A 17,675-nucleotide genomic window follows, 5' to 3' on the forward strand; every position below is an offset into this window, starting at 1 on the left:
GGCGATGGAGTGGGATTGGGATTTCGTCTGGCAGATTATGCCGACGCTCATCGAAGGCTTCAAGATCACCATCCTTGCGACGGTGCTCGGCGCGGCAGTGGCGGCAGTCTTGGGCCTTGCTATCGCGCTGGTGCGCCGTTCGCCAATCAACGCTGTATCGCGCGGCGTGGGCTTCATTTCCGAGTTCATCCGTGGCACGCCGCTGCTCGTGCAGCTCTATTTCATATTCTACGTGCTGCCGGATATCGGCATCAGGCTTTCGCCGCTCGTCGCCGGCGTCATCGGCCTCGGCCTGCATTATGCAACCTACACCGCAGAGGTCTATCGCGCCGGCATCGAGAACGTGCCGCGTGGCCAGTGGGAAGCGGCAAAGGCGACGAATCTGACGACGCGCCAAGCATGGATCCATATCATCCTGCCGCAGGCGATCCCGCCGATGATCCCGGCGCTCGCCAACTACTTCATCGCGATGTTCAAGGAGACGCCGCTGCTCTCCGCCATCACCGTGCTAGAACTGATGAACCAGGCAAAGAGCATCGCCAACAGCAACTACCGCTATATCGAGCCGATGACGCTGGTCGGTATCTTCTTCCTGGCGATCAGCCTGATCTCGGTGATCGGACTGCGCTGGCTGGAAGAGCGTTATGCTCGGACGGAAGATTAAGATGACGGCAACGATCGATATCATGACGGCAAGCCGCCGTCCGCGGCTGGACGAGCGGCCCTTGGAAAAGCGCGTGGGCCTGGTGATCCTTGCAACCGATCATACGACGGAAGTCGACTTCCATCGGATGGTCGCCAGCGATTGCATCGGAGTTTACGTGAGCCGCATCCACTACGCTAATCCGACGACGCCGGAAAATCTCCTGAAGATGCAGCCTTCGTTGACGATGGGAGCAGGGCTAATCCTGCCGGGCGAACCGCTCGATGCGATCATGTATTCATGCACGTCGGCGTCGGTCGTCATCGGCGACGACAAGGTCGAGGCGGCGATCGCCGCGGCAAAGCCCGGCATGCCGGTCGTTACGCCGACGGCTGCTGCGGTGAAGGCGCTGCGCGCCTTCACCGCGAAAAGAATATCGATCCTGACGCCCTACACCGTCGAAACGAGCCGGCCGATGGCGAATTATTTCGCCGCGCTCGGTTTCGAAATAGATCGCTTCACCTGCCTCGGTTTCACGGACGACCGGGAGATGGCACGGATCGCGCCAGAGGAGATTGAGGCGCTTGCGCTCGATGCCACTGCGCCGGGCTCCGATGCGCTCTTCATCTCCTGCACGGCGCTGCGTGCCGCCCAGGTCGCGGGCAGGATCGAACGGAAGATCGGAAAGCCGGTGGTCACCAGCAATCTCGCGACAGCCTGGGCCTGCCTGAGGCATTGCGGCGACGACAGGCCGCGGCCGGAGATCGCCCGGCTCATGACAATGCCCTATCCGGGAGATTGATGTCATGACCAGATCCTTGCCAGTCAGTCTTCGGGACATCATCCTCGCGTCCGAGCGCATTTCGGGCCGGGTACGGCAAACGCCAATCGTGAGATCGGATGCGCTCAGCGAACGTGTTGGCGCAGCCGTCTACCTCAAGCTCGAGCACCAGCAGATTACCGGCAGTTTCAAGTTGCGTGGCGCAACCAATGCCGTGCTTTCGCTGTCGGCTGCACAGAAGGCGCGCGGCGTCGTGGCGGCCTCGACCGGTAATCACGGGCGCGCGCTTGCGTATGCGGCGAAGGCTGAGGGCTCCAGCGCGACGATCTGCATGTCCCGGCTGGTTCCGGAAAACAAGGTAGCGGAGATCCGCCGGCTCGGCGCAAATGTCCGGATCATCGGACGCTCGCAGGATGACGCCCAGTTGGAGGTCGACCGTCTTGTGCAAGACGATGGGATGATCGCGGTGCCGCCCTTCGACGATGCCAGGGTGATCGCGGGTCAAGGCTCGCTCGGGCTGGAGATCTTCAAGGATTGCCCGGAGGCCGCGACAGTTCTCGTGCCGCTCTCCGGCGGCGGCCTTGCGGCAGGTGTCGCTGCGGCGCTGAAGGCGATCAATCCGGGAATTCGCCTGATCGGCCTGACTATGGAGCGGGGTGCCGCCATGAAGGCAAGTCTCGACGCAGGGCATCCGGTTGCGGTCGAGGAGGAGGAAAGCCTCGCCGATTCCCTGGGTGGCGGGATCGGTCTCGATAACCGGCTTACTTTTTCGATGTGCCGCGACCTGCTTGATGACGTCGTCCTTCTGAGCGAGCCGGAGATCGCCGCGGGCATGCATCACGCCTATTGCATGGAACGCGAGGTGGTTGAGGGAGCGGGTGCTGTCGGCATCGCGGCGCTGCTTGCCGGCAAGATCGACATCACCGGACCGGTCGTTGCGATCCTGTCCGGCCGGAATGTCGACATGGAACAGCACCGAAGTGTGATCAACGGCGCAACGGCATCTACCGGCAAGGACACGGCATGAGCTCCATGATCATTCTGACGGAAGCAGACCTCCGGAAGATCGTCAGCCTTGATCTCGATGCGGTCGGCTGCGTCGAGGACGCCTTCAAAGCGCTGGCGACGAAATCAGTCTCCATGCCGCCGATCCTCAGGCTCGACGTTCCGGAACATCGTGGTGAAGTCGATGTGAAGACGGCCTATGTCCCAGGTATCGAAAGCTTCGCCATCAAGATCAGTCCCGGCTTTTTCGACAATCCCAAGATCGGACTTCCGAGCACCAACGGAATGATGGTGCTGCTCTCCAGCAGGACCGGCCTTGTTCAAGCGCTGCTCCTCGATAACGGCTATCTGACCGACGTCAGAACGGCAGCTGCGGGAGCCGTCGCAGCAAAGCATCTGTCCCGCGAGGACTCAAAAGTTGCTGCGGTCTTCGGGGCCGGCATGCAGGCGAAATTGCAGCTTGAGGCGCTGATGCTCGTCCGTCCGATCACCTCCGCCCGGATCTGGGCGCGGGATGGTTCCAAGGCAGAGGCTACTGCTGCGGAATTGTCTGCAAAGCTTGGAATAGATGTCCTTGCGAAAGCCGACCCGCGAGAGGCGATGAGGGGAGCGGATGTCATCGTGACGACGACGCCTGCCGAGACGCCGATCGTGAGCGCTGGCTGGCTGGAGCCTGGCCAGCATCTGACGGCCATGGGTTCCGATGCCGAGCACAAGAACGAAATCGATCCCGTCGCGATCACGCAAGCCGATCTCTATGTCGCCGACAGCCTGAAGCAGACACGCCGGCTGGGCGAGCTCCACCATGCGATCGCAGCCGGCACGATCGCCGCCACCGCTGAATTTCCGGAGCTCGGACAGATTGCCGCCGGTCAACGTCAAGGCCGTTTGGACGCGAAACAGATCACCATCGCGGACCTGACGGGCACCGGCATTCAGGACACCGCCATCGCCACGCTTGCCTTTGCGCGGGCCAAGGCCGCCAACGCCGGAACGACATTTGAAAGCTGACCGGTGCGGCACCGGTCAAGGAGGGAAGGAATATGACAAAGCCCAATCTCAAATTTTCGCGCGAGGAATACAGCGCGCGCCTCGTCAAGACCCGAAAGGCAATGGAAGCCAAGGGCATCGAGCTCTTGATCGTCAGCGATCCGTCCAACATGGCCTGGCTGACCGGCTATGACGGCTGGTCCTTCTATGTGCATCAGGCCGTGATCGTACCGCCGTCCGGCGAACCGATCTGGTTCGGCCGCGGGCAGGACGCCAACGGTGCGAAGCTGACCGCCTATCTGAAGCACGAAAACATCATCGGCTATCCGGACCATTACGTGCAGTCCACCGAGCGGCATCCGATGGATTTTCTCTCCGGCATCCTGACCGACCGCGGCTTCGATAAACTGTCGATCGGCGTCGAGATGGACAATTACTGGTTCTCGGCCGCCGCCTTTGCTTCACTGCAGAAGCACCTGCCGAACGCCCGCTTTGTCGATGCGACGGCGCTGGTCAACTGGCAGCGCGCCGTCAAGAGCGAGACGGAGATCAAATATATGCGCAATGCCGCCCGCATCGTCGAAGCCATGCATCAGCGCATCTTCGACAAGATCGAAGTCGGCATGCGCAAATGCGACCTCGTTGCGGAAATTTATGATGCCGGGACAAGAGGTGTCGACGGGATCGGTGGCGATTACCCGGCGATCGTGCCTCTGCTGCCGTCGGGCGTCGAGGCCTCTGCACCGCACCTTACCTGGGACGACCGGCCGATGAAGCGGGGCGAGGGCACCTTCTTCGAGATCGCCGGCTGCTACAATCGCTACCATCTTCCGCTGTCGCGAACCGTTTTCCTAGGCAAGCCGACGCAGGCTTTTCTTGATGCCGAAAAAGCAACGCTCGAAGGTATGGAAGCCGGCCTTGCCGTGGCAAAGCCCGGCAATACGTGCGAGGACATCGCCAACGCCTTCTTTGGGGTGCTGAAGAAGTACGGGATCGTGAAAGACAACCGCACCGGTTATCCGATCGGGCTCTCCTATCCGCCGGATTGGGGCGAGCGGACCATGAGCTTGCGTCCTGGCGACAAGACGGAACTGAAGCCCGGAATGACGTTCCATTTCATGACCGGGCTCTGGCTTGAAGACATGGGCTTCGAGACGACCGAAAGTATCCTGATCACGGAGACTGGCGTCGAGTGCCTCGCTAATGTGCCGCGCAAGCTGATGGTCAAGGACTGACAGAATGACGAGCAACACAATCCTGCGCCCATCGCCGATCAGCGCCACGGTCGATTTCGCTGCGGACGGCGTCCAGCACGGCTTTCTGCGGCTGCCGTACAGCCGCGACGATTCCGCATGGGGGTCGGTCATGATCCCGATCAGCGTCATACGGAACGGGTTCGGCCCGACTGCATTGTTGACCGGCGGCAATCACGGCGACGAATATGAAGGGCCGATCGCGCTCTTCGATCTTGCCCGGGCGCTTCAGGCAGAAGACGTCAAAGGTCGCGTCATCATCGTGCCCGCCATGAACTACCCGGCGTTCCTGTCGGGGGCCAGAACCTCGCCAATCGACAAGGGTAATATGAACCGCAGCTTTCCGGGCAGACCGGACGGCACGGTTACGCAGAAGATCGCGGATTATTTCCAGCGGACGCTCCTGCCGCTTGCCGATATCGTGCTCGACTTCCATTCTGGCGGCAGGACGCTCGATTTTCTGCCGTTTTGCGCCGCCCATATCCTGCCCGACAAGGATCAGGAGGCAAAGGGCTTTGAGTTCGTCGAGGCGTTCGGCGCGCCCTACTCGATGAAGATGCTGGAGATCGACACTGTCGGAATGTACGACACGGCCGCCGAGGAGATGGGCAAGATATTCATCACCACGGAACTCGGCGGCGGCGGAACGGCGACAGCGAAAAGCGCGACGATTGCCAAACGCGGCGTGATGAACGTCCTCAAGCATGCCGGTATCGTCGATGGTATCGTTGAGCCACAAGCGACCCGATGGCTCGATATGCCGGACGACGACTGCTTCCTGTTCAGCGAAGATGCCGGGCTCGCAGAATTTGTAGCCGACCTGGGCGAGACCGTGAATAAAGGGGAGGTTGTCGCGCGGATCCATCCGGTCGGGAGAACCGGCGGCGTTCCGGTCGAGCTTCGGTCAAAGATGACGGGCATCCTCACCGCGCGGCACTTTCCGGGGCTAATAAAGCCTGGCGATTGCGCCGCCGTCCTGGCGATTTGACCTATGGAGGCAATTGTCGCGCCGCGCCCAGGCGCGGCGTTACTGCCATTTCCGGCTTCCGACCAATCATTGCCTTTCCGGCAGAGGCCGGAAAGGCGGTTTATACGGTTCAGCCGGCCTGCATCAGGTCTGCAGGATCGCGTAGACGACGTTCCTGTTCTCGCCGAACTCCACCTTTGCCTCAAACCGATCCTGATTTGGCAAGTCTCTGATGATCGACCACATTTCCGATTCAGAGCGCCATAGAAGCTCCCAGTTCATGAACGTTTCCATATATCCCTCGACGCTGATGTCGCGCGCGAAGTTGGCGAAGAGAAATTGGCCGCCGGGCTTCAGCATCTGCAGGCAACGTTCAGTAAGTTTCACCGCCACATTGTGCGCAAGATAGTCGTAAAGACCGGCGGCGTAGATAAAGTCAAATCGTCCCAGTTGCTGGGCACGGGACAAAAGCGTGCGCACGGAGCCGTTGACGGCCTCGACGGCGCTTCCGGCAAAGTCACGCGCCACCAATCCGACACTGAGCGGGTCCTGGTCGAGCGCCACCCAGCGGCTGATCGCGCCGTCTTGCAATGCACGCGAGCGGTCCGCTTCCCTCAGATGTCCGGCGGCTATCGTCAGAATTTCGCTGTCGCCTGGCCGCTCGGATGCGATGGCGTCCACTTTTGTGGTCAGCAGATCCCGTCTTTCGCGGACAGCGACAGATGATGACGCTTGCTTCGTATATGCATAGAGATCCCGCCCCAGGACGGATGACTGCTCGATCGCGGGGCGCATGCTCGGGTGCTCGTAAATGAAGTCCAAGAGCTGAGCGTCACCCGAGTAGCCGCGGGGTTTTTCGAAAGACCAGCGGGTCAGGGGGTCTTCAAGGAGATAGGCGGCGACGGGATGTTCGCGCGCAATCGGAGCGAGGCGCTGCCAGACGGAGGAAGGCAGCTTCTGTCTCAGGACGCTCAGCCGCGCTGTAAGACCGTGGACGATATCTGCCGCCGGCAGGCGGTTCTGGAATTGCTGCTCGCTCAGGGCAAGCAAAATGGCCAGCTCCGCCCGCCCTTCGATGAATTGCTGTTGCAGATACCCGCTGTCGGGTGACTCTGAATTGGCCGCGATGAGATCGGGGGTGACGAGGCTAAAGCCATCGAGGGCTGTCTGAAATTGGTTCACTTTTTGAGTTTCCGTTAATACTAAGCTTACTATAGAAAAAGAATCTCCTTCGCGCTAGAGTTTAATAAATAGCGGAGTTGCTGGGAATTTGTGACGTATTGTCACGCGGTATCCTTGTGGCGATATAAGGCTTAACTAAAATTTCATCGGCAATATCTATGGTCGCGATGACGTTGGCTGCACCATCTGCGATGACAGCAAATAGTTTCGACGTCGCTGAAGCGGACGGAACCCTTCAACTTTCGATGAGCTCGGGTGAACCGTGCATGAGGCACACGCTGGCAGAAGTCGAGACAACGCTCTTTGCGCCGCAAGAGGCTCATCAGGCCTGCGAGATGCGAGCGCTCTATCTCAAACATGGGGATCAACGTCGCAGAACATCAGCGCGCGCGGGCCTGTGGTTGGCCGTCACGGTCTATCTGATGTTCTTCGTGACCGACCTGCTCCTTGTTCCCGACGTGGCGATCTTCACCATAATCGCGCGCGTGATCGTCGCGCTCGGCGTCTTGATGGTGCTTGAAGTTCAAGTTTGGCGAGGCGTGGGAACCAACGTCCTTGATTTGACGTGCGCGGCTGCTTTGGTCGTGGGGTATGCAGGCTGGCTCGTTCCGACGATGACCACGGCATACGTTGAAAATCTCTCCTACTATATGGTGTTCGGCGCGATCTTCATGATGGGCGCAAACCTCTTTTTCAGCTTTCGCTTTGCGTTGTCGATTATCGCATCCGGCCTGATATTGGCGATCTTCCTCTTATCGCTTGCCGTCTTCAGTCCCGGCCCTTCCTATTATCTTTCTTTCGTGACGTTCTACGTGTCGTGTTTCACATTCACGTCCTATGTGAATTGGAAGCTCAATAAGGAGCGGTTCAATGTCTTCCTCAACGCGCATGAGGCGGACCTCCAGCACCAGGAAGCTACAGAGCGGGGGAAAGCGCTTCATAGGCTGGCGAATACCGACCCATTGACCGGATTGGAAAATCGAAGGGCCGTTGACCAGCGCTTGCGTGACTGCTGGGAGGAATGGCAGACGCAGGGGCTCGAATTTGCGACATTTCTGATCGATGTCGATTTCTTCAAGAGATATAATGACTTCTACGGCCATCAGGAGGGTGACAGATGCCTCATCGCCGTGGCAACGGCTCTCGAGGACGCTGTGGCGGCTATCGGCGCGACAATCGGGCGTTACGGCGGCGAGGAATTTATCGTCATCTCGCGTCAAAAGGGCGATGAGGAGGCTGCGCATTTAGCTGAAAAACTCTGCCGAACGGTCGAGAATCTCAAAATCGCGCACGGGCAGCGCCGTGACGGAGTGCCGGTGGTGACAGTCAGCGTTGGCGCAGCAGTGACAAGACCAGGGGCGGGCTCGAAGCTTGAGAAAATTATCAACGAAGCAGATCGCGCTCTCTATTCGGCGAAAGCGAGCGGCCGGAATTGCGCGAAACTCTTCGATCCGAACGATCCTCAGAGCGGCGACGAGACGGAGCATATAGCTGCGCTTTTGAAGATTGCCGTGCCTCAGAAACTCGTTTCCCTCGTTTACCAGCCGATTCAAGACGTCAGCAGCGGCAGCGTTCATGCCGTTGAGGCTCTGATGCGGCTTAAGATGCTTGATGGCACGTCAGTGCCGCCGAGCCTCTTCATTCCCGTGGCCGAGCGAACCGGTGCTGTGATGGAACTGGGCTATTGGGCTCTCCGTACCGTGTGCCGTGAACTGCTGACCGCAGATCATGTGGAACTTGTGAGCGTGAATGTGTCCCCGATCCAGTTGAGAGCGCCCGGCTTTGCGTCGTCCGTTGCCGCCGTCCTTTTCGAGACTGGGGTGACGGGATCAAAACTCGCCTTCGAAATTACCGAGGGGCTTGAAATGGAAATGCATTCGGACCTTATCCGCTGCATCAGCGACCTGAAAGCGCTTGGCATCAAAATCTGGCTGGACGACTTTGGCACAGGCTTCGCGGGCCTATCCTGGCTTCGCCTGATCGACTTCGATACCGTGAAGATCGATCGGTCCTTTCTTCACGACAGTGATACCGCGCGCGGAAGATCCATGCTGCGCGATATCGTCCGGCTCATCCGCAATCGTGGGCATCGTATTCTTGTGGAAGGGGTCGAAACGGTAGAGCAGCTCGAGCTGATGCGAGAATTCCGAATTGACGATGTTCAGGGTTTCCATGTGGGGCGGCCCGCGCCGGCCTCGGAATTCACGCGCCAGCCCACGGACGTTGCGACCACGTCCGATGGCGACTTGGCCTACACCGCGAAAGCCTCATGATTTGAGATTCCGGCCTGCAGGTCTTCGGGACAGAGATCTGCCGCAGATAGATTGCTCGGCTTCAGTGAACTGCTTTGATCTCGGCGGCGTCGTCACTACATTAATTCCATCAGGAAATGCTAAAAATGCAGTGCATCCATGACACAGCAGGAATACCAGCCGAAATATCGATGGCGGAAGACTTGGCCGGGAAAACACGACCAGGATTACAGCGCCTGGGACGGCAACATCGAGTTTGGGAGAATTTTCTTTGAGCGTGCGGGAGCGATGAAAGGCCGTTGGTGCTGGGCAGGCGGTTACGATCCGCGCATCAAGATGATCGTCAAGCCACGTTCGGGTTGGAGCGAGACGGCAGGCAGAGCAACCCAGAAGGTGGAAGAACACTACGAGGCATGCCTTCGTCTGAATGGCCTGTTAGCATGAGCCATTGCTTTGCCACCACTTCGAACGCCGTAGCCGATGGCCACGCCAGGAGCGGAGCCCCGCCTTCGGCCATTTTCATTCTGACCTTCTATCGTTCGATCGTGCCGGTCCGGCGGATCTTCTTTTGCAGAAGCATGACGCCATAGAGCAGCGCCTCTGCAGTCGGGGGACACCCTGGGACGTAGATATCGACAGGTACGACCCTGTCGCAGCCGCGAACGACTGAATAGGAATAATGATAGTAGCCGCCGCCATTGGCGCAGGATCCCATCGATATGACGTAGCGCGGTTCCGGCATCTGGTCGTAGACCTTGCGAAGAGCAGGGGCCATTTTGTTGCAGAGCGTGCCGGCGACGATCATGAGGTCGGATTGCCTCGGGCTTGCGCGCGGAGCGACGCCGAACCTTTCCATGTCATAGCGTGGCATCGCCACCTGCATCATTTCGATCGCGCAGCACGCGAGGCCGAAAGTCATCCACATGAGCGAGCCGCTGCGCGCCCAGGTGATGAGATCATCCGTTGATGTAACGAGGAAACCACGGTCCGCCAGTTCCGAGCTGAAATCCTCGAAGGAACGTCGTGGCAAGGTGGAAGCTGGGTCCGGGTTCTGCATGTCGGCCTCCTGTCCTGTCAATCCCAACACACAGGCCCTCGTGAAGTTCCCGCTGCGAGCAAAAGTTAGGGAAGATGAATTCTCCTTCGGCAAATATGAGATCTCACCCTGGGATGCTTGGGCCGGCGCGCAACAGCACCGCTAACATTTTCCTCGACCGAACCTCATCATGCTTCCTCTTGACAAGAGTGTTCACGATCGTGTTTATACGTATAAGCAGCTAATACGTATTAGCAATGAGAGGGGAGAAGGAGTGGCAGGATCAAAGCGTCTGACGCAGCACGATATTGCAAAACTGGCTGGCGTCAGTCAGGCGACCGTCTCTCTCGTGCTGAACGGGACCGACACGGCTCTTGACCGCATCCCTCAAGATACGCGCGAACGTGTGCAGAAGGTCATTCGCGATACCGGCTATGTGGCCGATCCGATCGCCCGGCGCATGGTAAAGGGGGTCAATCGCATTCTTGGCGTCTTTACCTATGAGCCTGCCTTTCCGAGTGCGCAGGCAGACTTTTTTGCGCCATTCCTGCTCGGTATCGAGGAAGAGGCGCAGGCGCAAAGCTACGATCTTCTGCTTTTTACCGGTGCCGGCGTCGGCGGCAGGCGCAAAATCTTCGCGGACGGCAATCGCCTGCGGATTGCCGACGGCTGCCTGGTGCTTGGCCGCGAATTCGACCGCTCCGAACTCAAGCAACTCGTCGCCGGCGATTTCCCATTCGTTGCCGTCGGGCGGCGCGAAGATGCCGGCGGGCCGGTCCCTTATGTCGGCGGTGATTATGCTGAGGCGACGCGCGTGCTCGTCGAAAAGGCAAGGCTTTTGGGTCATCGCAAGCTCGCCTATATCGGCCCGAAAGGCTCGGCGGAATCGACTGCAGATCGCTGGAAGGGTTTCAGCGAAGCGCTCAAAGACAAGCTCGACCTTTCATTGCATATCCCGGCAGTGAACGCACCTGCCGGCGAGACCTTGGATGCCCTGCTTTCGAGCGGCGCTACGGCCGCCTTCTTCATCGAGCTTGCCGACGCCATCAGACTTGAGGCTGCGGCGCACGAACGCGGATTGTCCTTGCCCGCGGATCTCTCGGTCGTCGTGATTGGAAGCCATATCCGCCCCGAGCGCAGCCGCACGCAATTTACCTCGTTTCATATCCCCCGTGAGGAAATGGCCCGCCAGGCGACGGCGATGCTGGTGCGGCGGGTGGAAAATGCCGAACCCGTACAGCAGATCCTGCTGCCGTGTGAACCCGTCGAGGGCGAGACCCTCGGCCCTGCAATGAGACGGAAATGACGATCGTGAGAGAGATGCAAACAGATATCCTGGTGGTCGGCGGCGGTCTTGGCGGCGTGGCAGCAGCCCTCGGCGCGCTTCGGGCGGGCCGGAGTGTCATCATGAGCGAGGAGTATGACTGGATCGGCGGCCAGCTGACCAGTCAGGCGGTGCCGCCCGATGAGCATAGCTGGGTGGAACATTTCGGCGTCACTCGCAGCTACCGCCAGCTTCGAAACGGCATCCGCCAGTATTACCGCGATCATTTTCCGCTGACGGAGGCCAGCCGCGCCTGGGGCGATCTCAATCCTGGTGCCGGGTGGGTCAGCCGTGTCTGCGCCGAGCCGCGTGTCGGTCTGGCCGTTCTCGAAGCCATGCTGATGCCCTATCGCGGTGGCGGCAAGCTGAAGGTGCTGCAGCCCTATCGTCCGGTTGCGGCCGATGTCGAAGGCGATAGCGTCCGCACGGTGACCCTTCGCCACCGCGACACGGAAGCCGAGATCACTGTCTCGGCCACCTATGTCATCGATGCGACGGAGCTTGGCGACCTGCTGCCGTTGACCCGCACGGAATATGCCATCGGCTTCGAAAGCCGGAGCGACACCGGCGAGCCGAATGCGCCAGAGAATGCGCAACCGGAAAATGTCCAGGCCGTCTCGATCTGCTTTGCGATCGACCATGTCGATGGCGATCAGACGATCGACAAGCCGGAAAACTACGATTTCTGGCGAAGCTACGAACCCTCCTTCTGGGGCGGCCCGCTGCTCGGTTTCAAGGCCCCGCATCCGCGCACGCTCGAAACGACAACCCGCTCCTTCACGCCCAATCCGGACGACGATCCGTTGCTCGTCGACGCCGATCAGCGAAAGGGCGGCGGCGACGAGAACCTCTGGACCTTCCGGCGCATTGCCGCTCGGCGCAATTTCGTGCCGGGCGCCTACCAGTCGGATATCTGCCTCGTGAACTGGCCGATGATCGACTACATGGAAGGCTCGATCCTCGACGTCTCCGAAGAGAAAAAGGCCCGACACCTGAAGGCGGCGGCCGAACTTTCCTATTCCGTTTTCTACTGGCTCCAGACCGAAGCGCCGAGGGTGGACGGCGGGCAGGGGTTCAAGGGACTGAGGCTGCGCGGCGACATCACCGGAACCGAGCACGGCCTTGCCATGGCGCCGTATATCCGCGAAAGCCGCCGCATCAAGCCGGTGACGCGCATTGTCGAGCAGGATCTTTCCTACGCCGTTCGCGGTGAAAAGGGAGCGGTCAACTATCGCGACAGTATCGGCGTTGGCATGTACCGTATCGACCTCCATCCCTCGACCGGCGGTGACAATTATATCGATGTCCCGTCCTGCCCATTCGAGATTCCCTTGGGCGCGCTTCTGCCGCAGCGGGTGAAGAACCTTCTGCCAGCCGGCAAGAACATCGGCACGACGCACATCACAAACGGCTGCTATCGCCTGCATCCGGTCGAGTGGAATGTCGGCGAAGTGGCCGGCATGCTCGCCGCCCATTGCCTGAACAAGGGGCTGACGCCGCACCAGGTTCAGGAAAACGACGTTCATCTCGCCAACTTCCAGTCGCAGATTTCCCGGGAGGGGATCGAAATCCGCTGGCCGGACGTGCGCGCCTACTAACCGACAAAAGGAGGAGGAACCATGTCGAACCGTCTGAGAATGAAATATGCCGCCATCATGGGGAGCGCCGTGCTCTCGCTGGGCCTTGCCAGCAGCGCAATGGCACAAGACGCCGTCAAGTTGCGCATGACGATCTGGAGCGCCAATGAGGCGCATTTGAAGCTCTTCAACGACATCGCTGCAGGCTTCAATAAGGCGCATCCGAACGCCACGGTGACTTTCGAATCCCTGCCGTTCGAAACCTACACGACGGCGCTGACGACGCAGATCGCCGGTAGCAACGCGCCCGACATGGCTTGGATATTCGAGACCACGGCCTACGACTTCGTCAATTCGGGCGCCCTTTATCCGTTGACCGAAAAACTGGCCGACACCGAAGGCTACAATCTCGCTGAGGTCAGCCCGGGTGCTGTCGAACGCTGGTCGAAAGACGGCACGCTCTATGCCTATCCCTTCTCGACTTCGCCATTTGGGATGTTCGTCAACAACGACCTCATCAAGAAAGTTGGCGCCAAGACGCCCGCCGAGCTGATCTCGGCCGGCCAATGGACCTGGGACAATGCAATCGCGACAGCCTCTGCCGTCGGCCAGACGGGCAAGGGCGGCCTGATCGTCCGCGACTTCAACTATCAGGCCTGGCAGAACCTCGCCTCAATCTGGACCGGTTGGGGCGCGTCGCCGTGGAGCGAGGACGGCAAGACCTGCACGCTTGCGGAAAAGCCGATGACGGACGCGCTGACCTTCATCCATGACGCAGTCTTCACCAAGAAAGCGATGCCGGGGCCTGGCGAGAACGTCGACTTTTTCGCCGGAGATGCGGCCATGACCATAACCCAGATCAGCCGCGCGTCGCTGCTGCCGAAGCAGAACGGCTTCGCCTGGGATCTCGTGCCGCTGCCGAAGGGGCCGGCCGGGGAGTACGCACTTATCGGCCAGGCCGGTATCGGCGTCATGCAGTCGAGCAAGAATGCCGAGACCGCCGCCGAATTCGTAGCCTATATGACCAATCCGGAAAACTCCGCGAAACTTGCCCAGTTCTTTCCGTCGGCCCGCAAATCTTTGCTTAATGCCGAGGTCCTGAAGAAGACCAATCCGCTGCTGTCGACCGAACAGCTGGACAAGGTCGTCATCTCCGGTATTGCGACCGGCAAGGTTATTCCGGGCCACACCGGTTTTGCCCAGATCCAGCAGGTCGTGCGCGCCGGCCTCGACAACATCTGGACGCCGAATGCCGATATTCCGGCCGCCATGCAATCAATCTGCGGCCAGATCGGGCCGTTGCTGCAGCGTTGAGGAGAGCCGTATGGCTGCCGCAGAACCCTATGCGTCCAATCCGAGCCTGTCGGCGGCGAAGCCGTCCTTCTGGACGGTGGAGCGACGTGACAGCCTCGCCGGTTTCCTCTTCATTGCGCCGCAGCTGGTCGGCATCATCATCTTCGTGATGGTGCCGCTCGGCCTCGTCTTCTGGTATTCACTGCATGAGTGGAACGTACTGGCAAATACCTTCACTTACACCGGTGCGCAGAACTACACTCAGCTCCTGAGCGACCCTTCCCTGCCTTCCGTTCTAGGCTCAACGGCGATCTTTTCGGCCGGGCTTGTGGTGTTCAATATGAGTCTCGCATTGCTGCTTGCCGTCCTGTTGAACCAAAAGCTTGCCGGAATCACCATTTTCCGCACGCTGTTTTTCTCGCCCGTCGTCGTCTCACTTGTTGCATGGACGATCGTTTGGAGCTTCCTGCTGCAGAAGAACGGCGGCATCAACGGGGTGCTGATGATGTTCGGCCTCGAAGGCCCGAACTGGCTACGCCAGCCAACGACGGCAATGATTTCGGTCATCGCGGTTCAGGTTTTCAAGAATGTCGGCCTCAACATGATCCTGTTCCTGGCGGCCCTTCAAGGCGTGCCGAACGAGCTCTATGAAGCAGCCCGCATCGACGGCGCGCCGCGCTTCAAACAGTTTCGCCGGATCACTTTGCCGCTGATCAGCCCGACGGTTCTGCTGACCTCGATCATAACGATCGTCGGCTCGCTGCAGGTCTTTGCACAGATTGCGGTACTCACGCAGGGCGGCCCTGGCCTCTCGACGACGGTGCTCGTCTACTATCTCTACCAGCAGGCCTTTCAGTTCCATTTCTTCGGTTACGGTTCGACGCTTTCCATCCTGCTGTTCATGATCGTCGCCGTTCTCACCTTCGCCCAGTGGCAGTTGCGCAAGAGGGTCGTCTTTTATGAAAACTGACCTGTCCCCGCGCATGAAGGTCTTCGTCTATGGGCTGATGTGCGTGCTGCTCATCCCCTTCGTCTTTCCGACCTGGTGGATGGTTACCTCGTCTGTAAAGCCGGTTAGCGATATCTTCGCCTTCCCGCCCAAATTCATCCCGACCTCGTACGACTGGACGACCTATTCGCAGGTATTCAAGCTGCAGCCCTTCGTCCATCAGTATTGGAACTCCGCCTACATCGCAGCGATCGTCACCGTCGGCACGATGGCAGTGTCGTCGATGGCGGGCTACGCTTTCGCGCGCATCCGCTTTCCTTTCGCCAATACGATCTTCATGATCGTATTGCTGGGGCTCCTGATCCCATCTGAGGTGACGATCGTGCCGCTCTTCCAGATGTTTCTGAAGATGGGCATGGTCAACACGCACTGGCCGCTGATCCTTGTCCCGATCTTCGGCGCGCCGAGCGTCTTCGCCACCTTCGTCATGCGCCAGTTTTTCATCTCGCTGCCGATCGAACTGGAGGAGGCGGCGCGGGTCGATGGCCTCGGGCGTTTCAAGATATTTCGCAAGATCGCGCTTCCCTTGGCGCGACCGGCGCTTGCCTCGGTCGCAATCTTCACCTTCCTGCATAGTTGGAACCTCTACCTGGAACCGATCGTCTTCCTCTCCAGCGCCGAGAAATTCACGCTACCCCAGGCGCTGACGCAATTCACCGACGCCTATGGCGGGCCGATGTGGAACATCCAGCTCGCCGCCGCGACGCTGACTGCGCTGCCGGTGCTCATCGTCTTCATCATCGCGCAAAAGCAGTTCGTCGAAGGGCTCGCGCATACCGGCCTCAAGGGCTGAAGAACCGGATATCGATCTATGGCTGAAGTTGCACTCTCGAACGTTCGCAAGGCTTATGGCAGCCACGCCGTCATCCACGGCGTCGATCTCGACATCGCCGACGGCGAATTCGTCGTGCTCGTCGGTCCGTCGGGCTGCGGCAAGTCCACATTGCTGCGCATGGTAGCGGGTCTTGAGACCATAACCAGCGGTGAGGTTTCCATCGGTTCGCGCATCGTCAACAATCTCGATCCGAAAGATCGCGACATCGCCATGGTCTTTCAGAACTACGCGCTCTATCCGCATATGACAGTCGCCGCAAACATGGGTTTTTCGCTAGAGCACCGCGGTGGCAGCAAGGCGGAAATCGCCGAGCGCGTCAAATGGGCGGCAGACATTCTCGGCCTCGCGCATCTGCTTGACCGCTATCCGCGCCAGCTTTCCGGTGGCCAGCGCCAGCGCGTCGCCATGGGCCGCGCAATCGTGCGCGACCCGCAGGTCTTTCTCTTCGACGAGCCTCTTTCCAATCTCGATGCCAAGCTGCGCGTCGTCATGCGCGGCGAGATCAAGAGCCTGCATCAGAAGCTGAAGACAACGACGATCTACGTCACCCATGACCAGGTCGAAGCCATGACCATGGCCGACAAGATCGTCGTCTTGAATGGCGGCCGCGTCGAACAAATCGGTGCGCCGCTCGACCTCTATGATCGGCCGGTCAACCAATTCGTCGCCGGCTTCATAGGGTCGCCCTCGATGAATTTCATTCCGGGAGAGATCACCTCCGAAGGTTTTGCGGCAGCCGGCGCGATGCTACCGCTGCCCGAGGCGGCGCATCATCACGACGGCAAAAAGGCGATCTACGGCGTGCGCCCGGAAAACTTTCACCTGGCTGAAGGCGGCATCTCTGTCGAGGTTGTGCTTGTCGAGCCTATGGGATCAGAGACGCAGGTGACGATGCGGCTCGGACCCATAGAGCTCAACGGTATCTTTCGTGAACGCGTCTTGCCCAGGCCCGGGGAAACGATCACTGTCGAACCCGATATAAGCGCAATTCATCTCTTCTCAGCTGACGACGGCGTGAGATTGAATTAGAGCCTCATATCACGTTTCGAAACCGCAGGGACGCTGCCCTGCCAGGAACTTTCATCCAGCAGCAACCAGAGCCCGACGGTTTTGAATACGCCAAGCGGCGCGGTGTGAGCAACCGGCGGAAACGCGATGCTTTCATCTTGCGCAGCGTTGGAGCCGGTTGCGGCGATGGTCCCGGCATAGCTTGCCGGGGTCTGATATCGGAGTGATGAATGGGGCCGGAAATGGCTATATAACACGGCGACCACCCCATGGGACGAAGGTACGCGAGCTTTTATAACCCTGGTATCCCTGGTGCGGGCGACCGGTTCATATCCATGAGGTGGTCTCAAAGGGAGACGCTGTTTTCCGTTGCAGCCTTTCCGGCGCTTCCTCTGGTCGGACTCTGGAAGTTCCAGCATGGATGTTCGACCGGTCTCTGAGTACGACTTGGCGCGCCACGCCGTTTCGCTCGGCAAGCCCCGCTGCCGGCCCTCTTCGCGACGGAGCCGCTCATGTGCTC

The 17,675-nt window shown here is 59.7% G+C and carries 16 protein-coding genes and 1 pseudogene; 14 read left to right on the plus strand and 3 right to left on the minus strand.

Annotated elements, in window-relative coordinates; all coding sequences use genetic code 11:
- Positions 1–4 precede the first annotated feature (4 nt).
- Genes ehuD through doeB form a run of 6 tightly spaced genes read left to right on the plus strand, consistent with a single transcriptional unit; the run spans position 5 to position 5,660 of the window.
- A complete protein-coding gene (ehuD, locus tag ACZ9BX_RS24850) occupies positions 5–664 on the plus strand; it encodes an ectoine/hydroxyectoine ABC transporter permease subunit EhuD (RefSeq protein ID WP_087000851.1) in 660 nt (219 codons plus the stop codon).
- A gap of 1 nt (position 665) precedes the next feature.
- Positions 666–1,445 carry an ectoine utilization protein EutA gene (gene eutA / locus ACZ9BX_RS24855; RefSeq protein ID WP_476220737.1) on the plus strand — a complete coding sequence of 260 codons (780 nt, stop codon included), beginning with the start codon at positions 666–668 and terminating at the stop codon, positions 1,443–1,445.
- Between the two features lie 4 nt (positions 1,446–1,449).
- A complete protein-coding gene (gene eutB, locus ACZ9BX_RS24860; RefSeq protein ID WP_476220738.1) occupies positions 1,450–2,451 on the plus strand; it encodes a hydroxyectoine utilization dehydratase EutB in 1,002 nt (333 codons plus the stop codon).
- Positions 2,448–3,440 (plus strand): ectoine utilization protein EutC, encoded by a 993-nt coding sequence (gene eutC, locus ACZ9BX_RS24865; RefSeq protein ID WP_476220740.1) that lies wholly within the window; start codon positions 2,448–2,450, stop codon positions 3,438–3,440. The genes eutB and eutC overlap by 4 nt, the downstream gene beginning before the upstream one ends.
- A 32-nt stretch (positions 3,441–3,472) precedes the next feature.
- A complete protein-coding gene (gene doeA, locus ACZ9BX_RS24870; RefSeq protein ID WP_476220742.1) occupies positions 3,473–4,654 on the plus strand; it encodes an ectoine hydrolase DoeA in 1,182 nt (393 codons plus the stop codon).
- A gap of 4 nt (positions 4,655–4,658) precedes the next feature.
- Positions 4,659–5,660 carry a N(2)-acetyl-L-2,4-diaminobutanoate deacetylase DoeB gene (doeB, locus tag ACZ9BX_RS24875; protein ID WP_476220744.1) on the plus strand — a complete coding sequence of 334 codons (1,002 nt, stop codon included), beginning with the start codon at positions 4,659–4,661 and terminating at the stop codon, positions 5,658–5,660.
- 123 nt (positions 5,661–5,783) lie between these two features.
- On the opposite strand, the gene ACZ9BX_RS24880 is transcribed toward doeB, so the two are convergent.
- On the minus strand, positions 5,784–6,821 hold the full coding sequence (locus ACZ9BX_RS24880) for a class I SAM-dependent methyltransferase (protein WP_476220745.1): 1,038 nt from the start codon (positions 6,819–6,821) through the stop codon (positions 5,784–5,786).
- A 266-nt stretch (positions 6,822–7,087) separates the two neighbouring features.
- Here ACZ9BX_RS24880 and ACZ9BX_RS24885 point away from each other — a divergent pair, with 266 nt between their 5' ends.
- Both ACZ9BX_RS24885 and ACZ9BX_RS24890 read left to right on the plus strand, forming a co-directional pair.
- Complete coding sequence (locus ACZ9BX_RS24885) at positions 7,088–9,094, plus strand: putative bifunctional diguanylate cyclase/phosphodiesterase (protein ID WP_476220746.1); 2,007 nt, start codon at positions 7,088–7,090, stop codon at positions 9,092–9,094.
- Between the two features lie 138 nt (positions 9,095–9,232).
- Positions 9,233–9,517, plus strand: a complete 285-nt coding sequence (locus ACZ9BX_RS24890) for a hypothetical protein (RefSeq protein WP_037144090.1) — start codon at positions 9,233–9,235, stop codon at positions 9,515–9,517.
- A gap of 88 nt (positions 9,518–9,605) precedes the next feature.
- On the opposite strand, the gene ACZ9BX_RS24895 is transcribed toward ACZ9BX_RS24890, so the two are convergent.
- Complete coding sequence (locus ACZ9BX_RS24895) at positions 9,606–10,157, minus strand: NuoB/complex I 20 kDa subunit family protein (protein ID WP_476223031.1); 552 nt, start codon at positions 10,155–10,157, stop codon at positions 9,606–9,608.
- 226 nt (positions 10,158–10,383) lie between these two features.
- On the opposite strand from ACZ9BX_RS24895, the gene ACZ9BX_RS24900 reads away from it, so the two are divergent.
- The 6 genes from ACZ9BX_RS24900 to ACZ9BX_RS24925 are packed head-to-tail and all read left to right on the plus strand — an operon-like array spanning position 10,384 to position 17,176.
- Positions 10,384–11,415, plus strand: a complete 1,032-nt coding sequence (locus ACZ9BX_RS24900; RefSeq protein ID WP_027513603.1) for a LacI family DNA-binding transcriptional regulator — start codon at positions 10,384–10,386, stop codon at positions 11,413–11,415.
- A gap of 14 nt (positions 11,416–11,429) precedes the next feature.
- Positions 11,430–13,031: an FAD-dependent oxidoreductase gene (locus ACZ9BX_RS24905; RefSeq protein ID WP_476223032.1), complete on the plus strand. Its 1,602-nt coding sequence runs from the start codon at positions 11,430–11,432 to the stop codon at positions 13,029–13,031.
- 21 nt (positions 13,032–13,052) lie between these two features.
- Positions 13,053–14,324, plus strand: coding sequence for an ABC transporter substrate-binding protein (locus ACZ9BX_RS24910; RefSeq protein WP_476220749.1), 1,272 nt, complete (start codon positions 13,053–13,055; stop codon positions 14,322–14,324).
- Positions 14,325–14,334: 10 nt separating this feature from the next.
- The gene (locus ACZ9BX_RS24915; RefSeq protein WP_132558412.1) at positions 14,335–15,273 is read left to right on the plus strand and encodes a carbohydrate ABC transporter permease; all 939 of its coding nucleotides are present in this window, start codon (positions 14,335–14,337) and stop codon (positions 15,271–15,273) included.
- Entirely contained in the window at positions 15,263–16,105 is an 843-nt protein-coding gene (locus tag ACZ9BX_RS24920) for a carbohydrate ABC transporter permease (RefSeq protein ID WP_100770409.1), read from the plus strand. Before ACZ9BX_RS24915 ends, ACZ9BX_RS24920 begins: the two co-directional genes overlap by 11 nt.
- 18 nt (positions 16,106–16,123) lie before the next feature.
- On the plus strand, positions 16,124–17,176 hold the full coding sequence (locus ACZ9BX_RS24925; RefSeq protein ID WP_476220751.1) for an ABC transporter ATP-binding protein: 1,053 nt from the start codon (positions 16,124–16,126) through the stop codon (positions 17,174–17,176).
- Between the two features lie 51 nt (positions 17,177–17,227).
- Here ACZ9BX_RS24925 and ACZ9BX_RS24930 read toward each other — a convergent pair.
- Positions 17,228–17,406 (minus strand): annotated as a pseudogene (locus tag ACZ9BX_RS24930) (IS3 family transposase); the annotation flags it as partial.
- Positions 17,407–17,675 lie beyond the last annotated feature (269 nt).

This window comes from Rhizobium sp. USDA 3886, assembly GCF_056279785.1.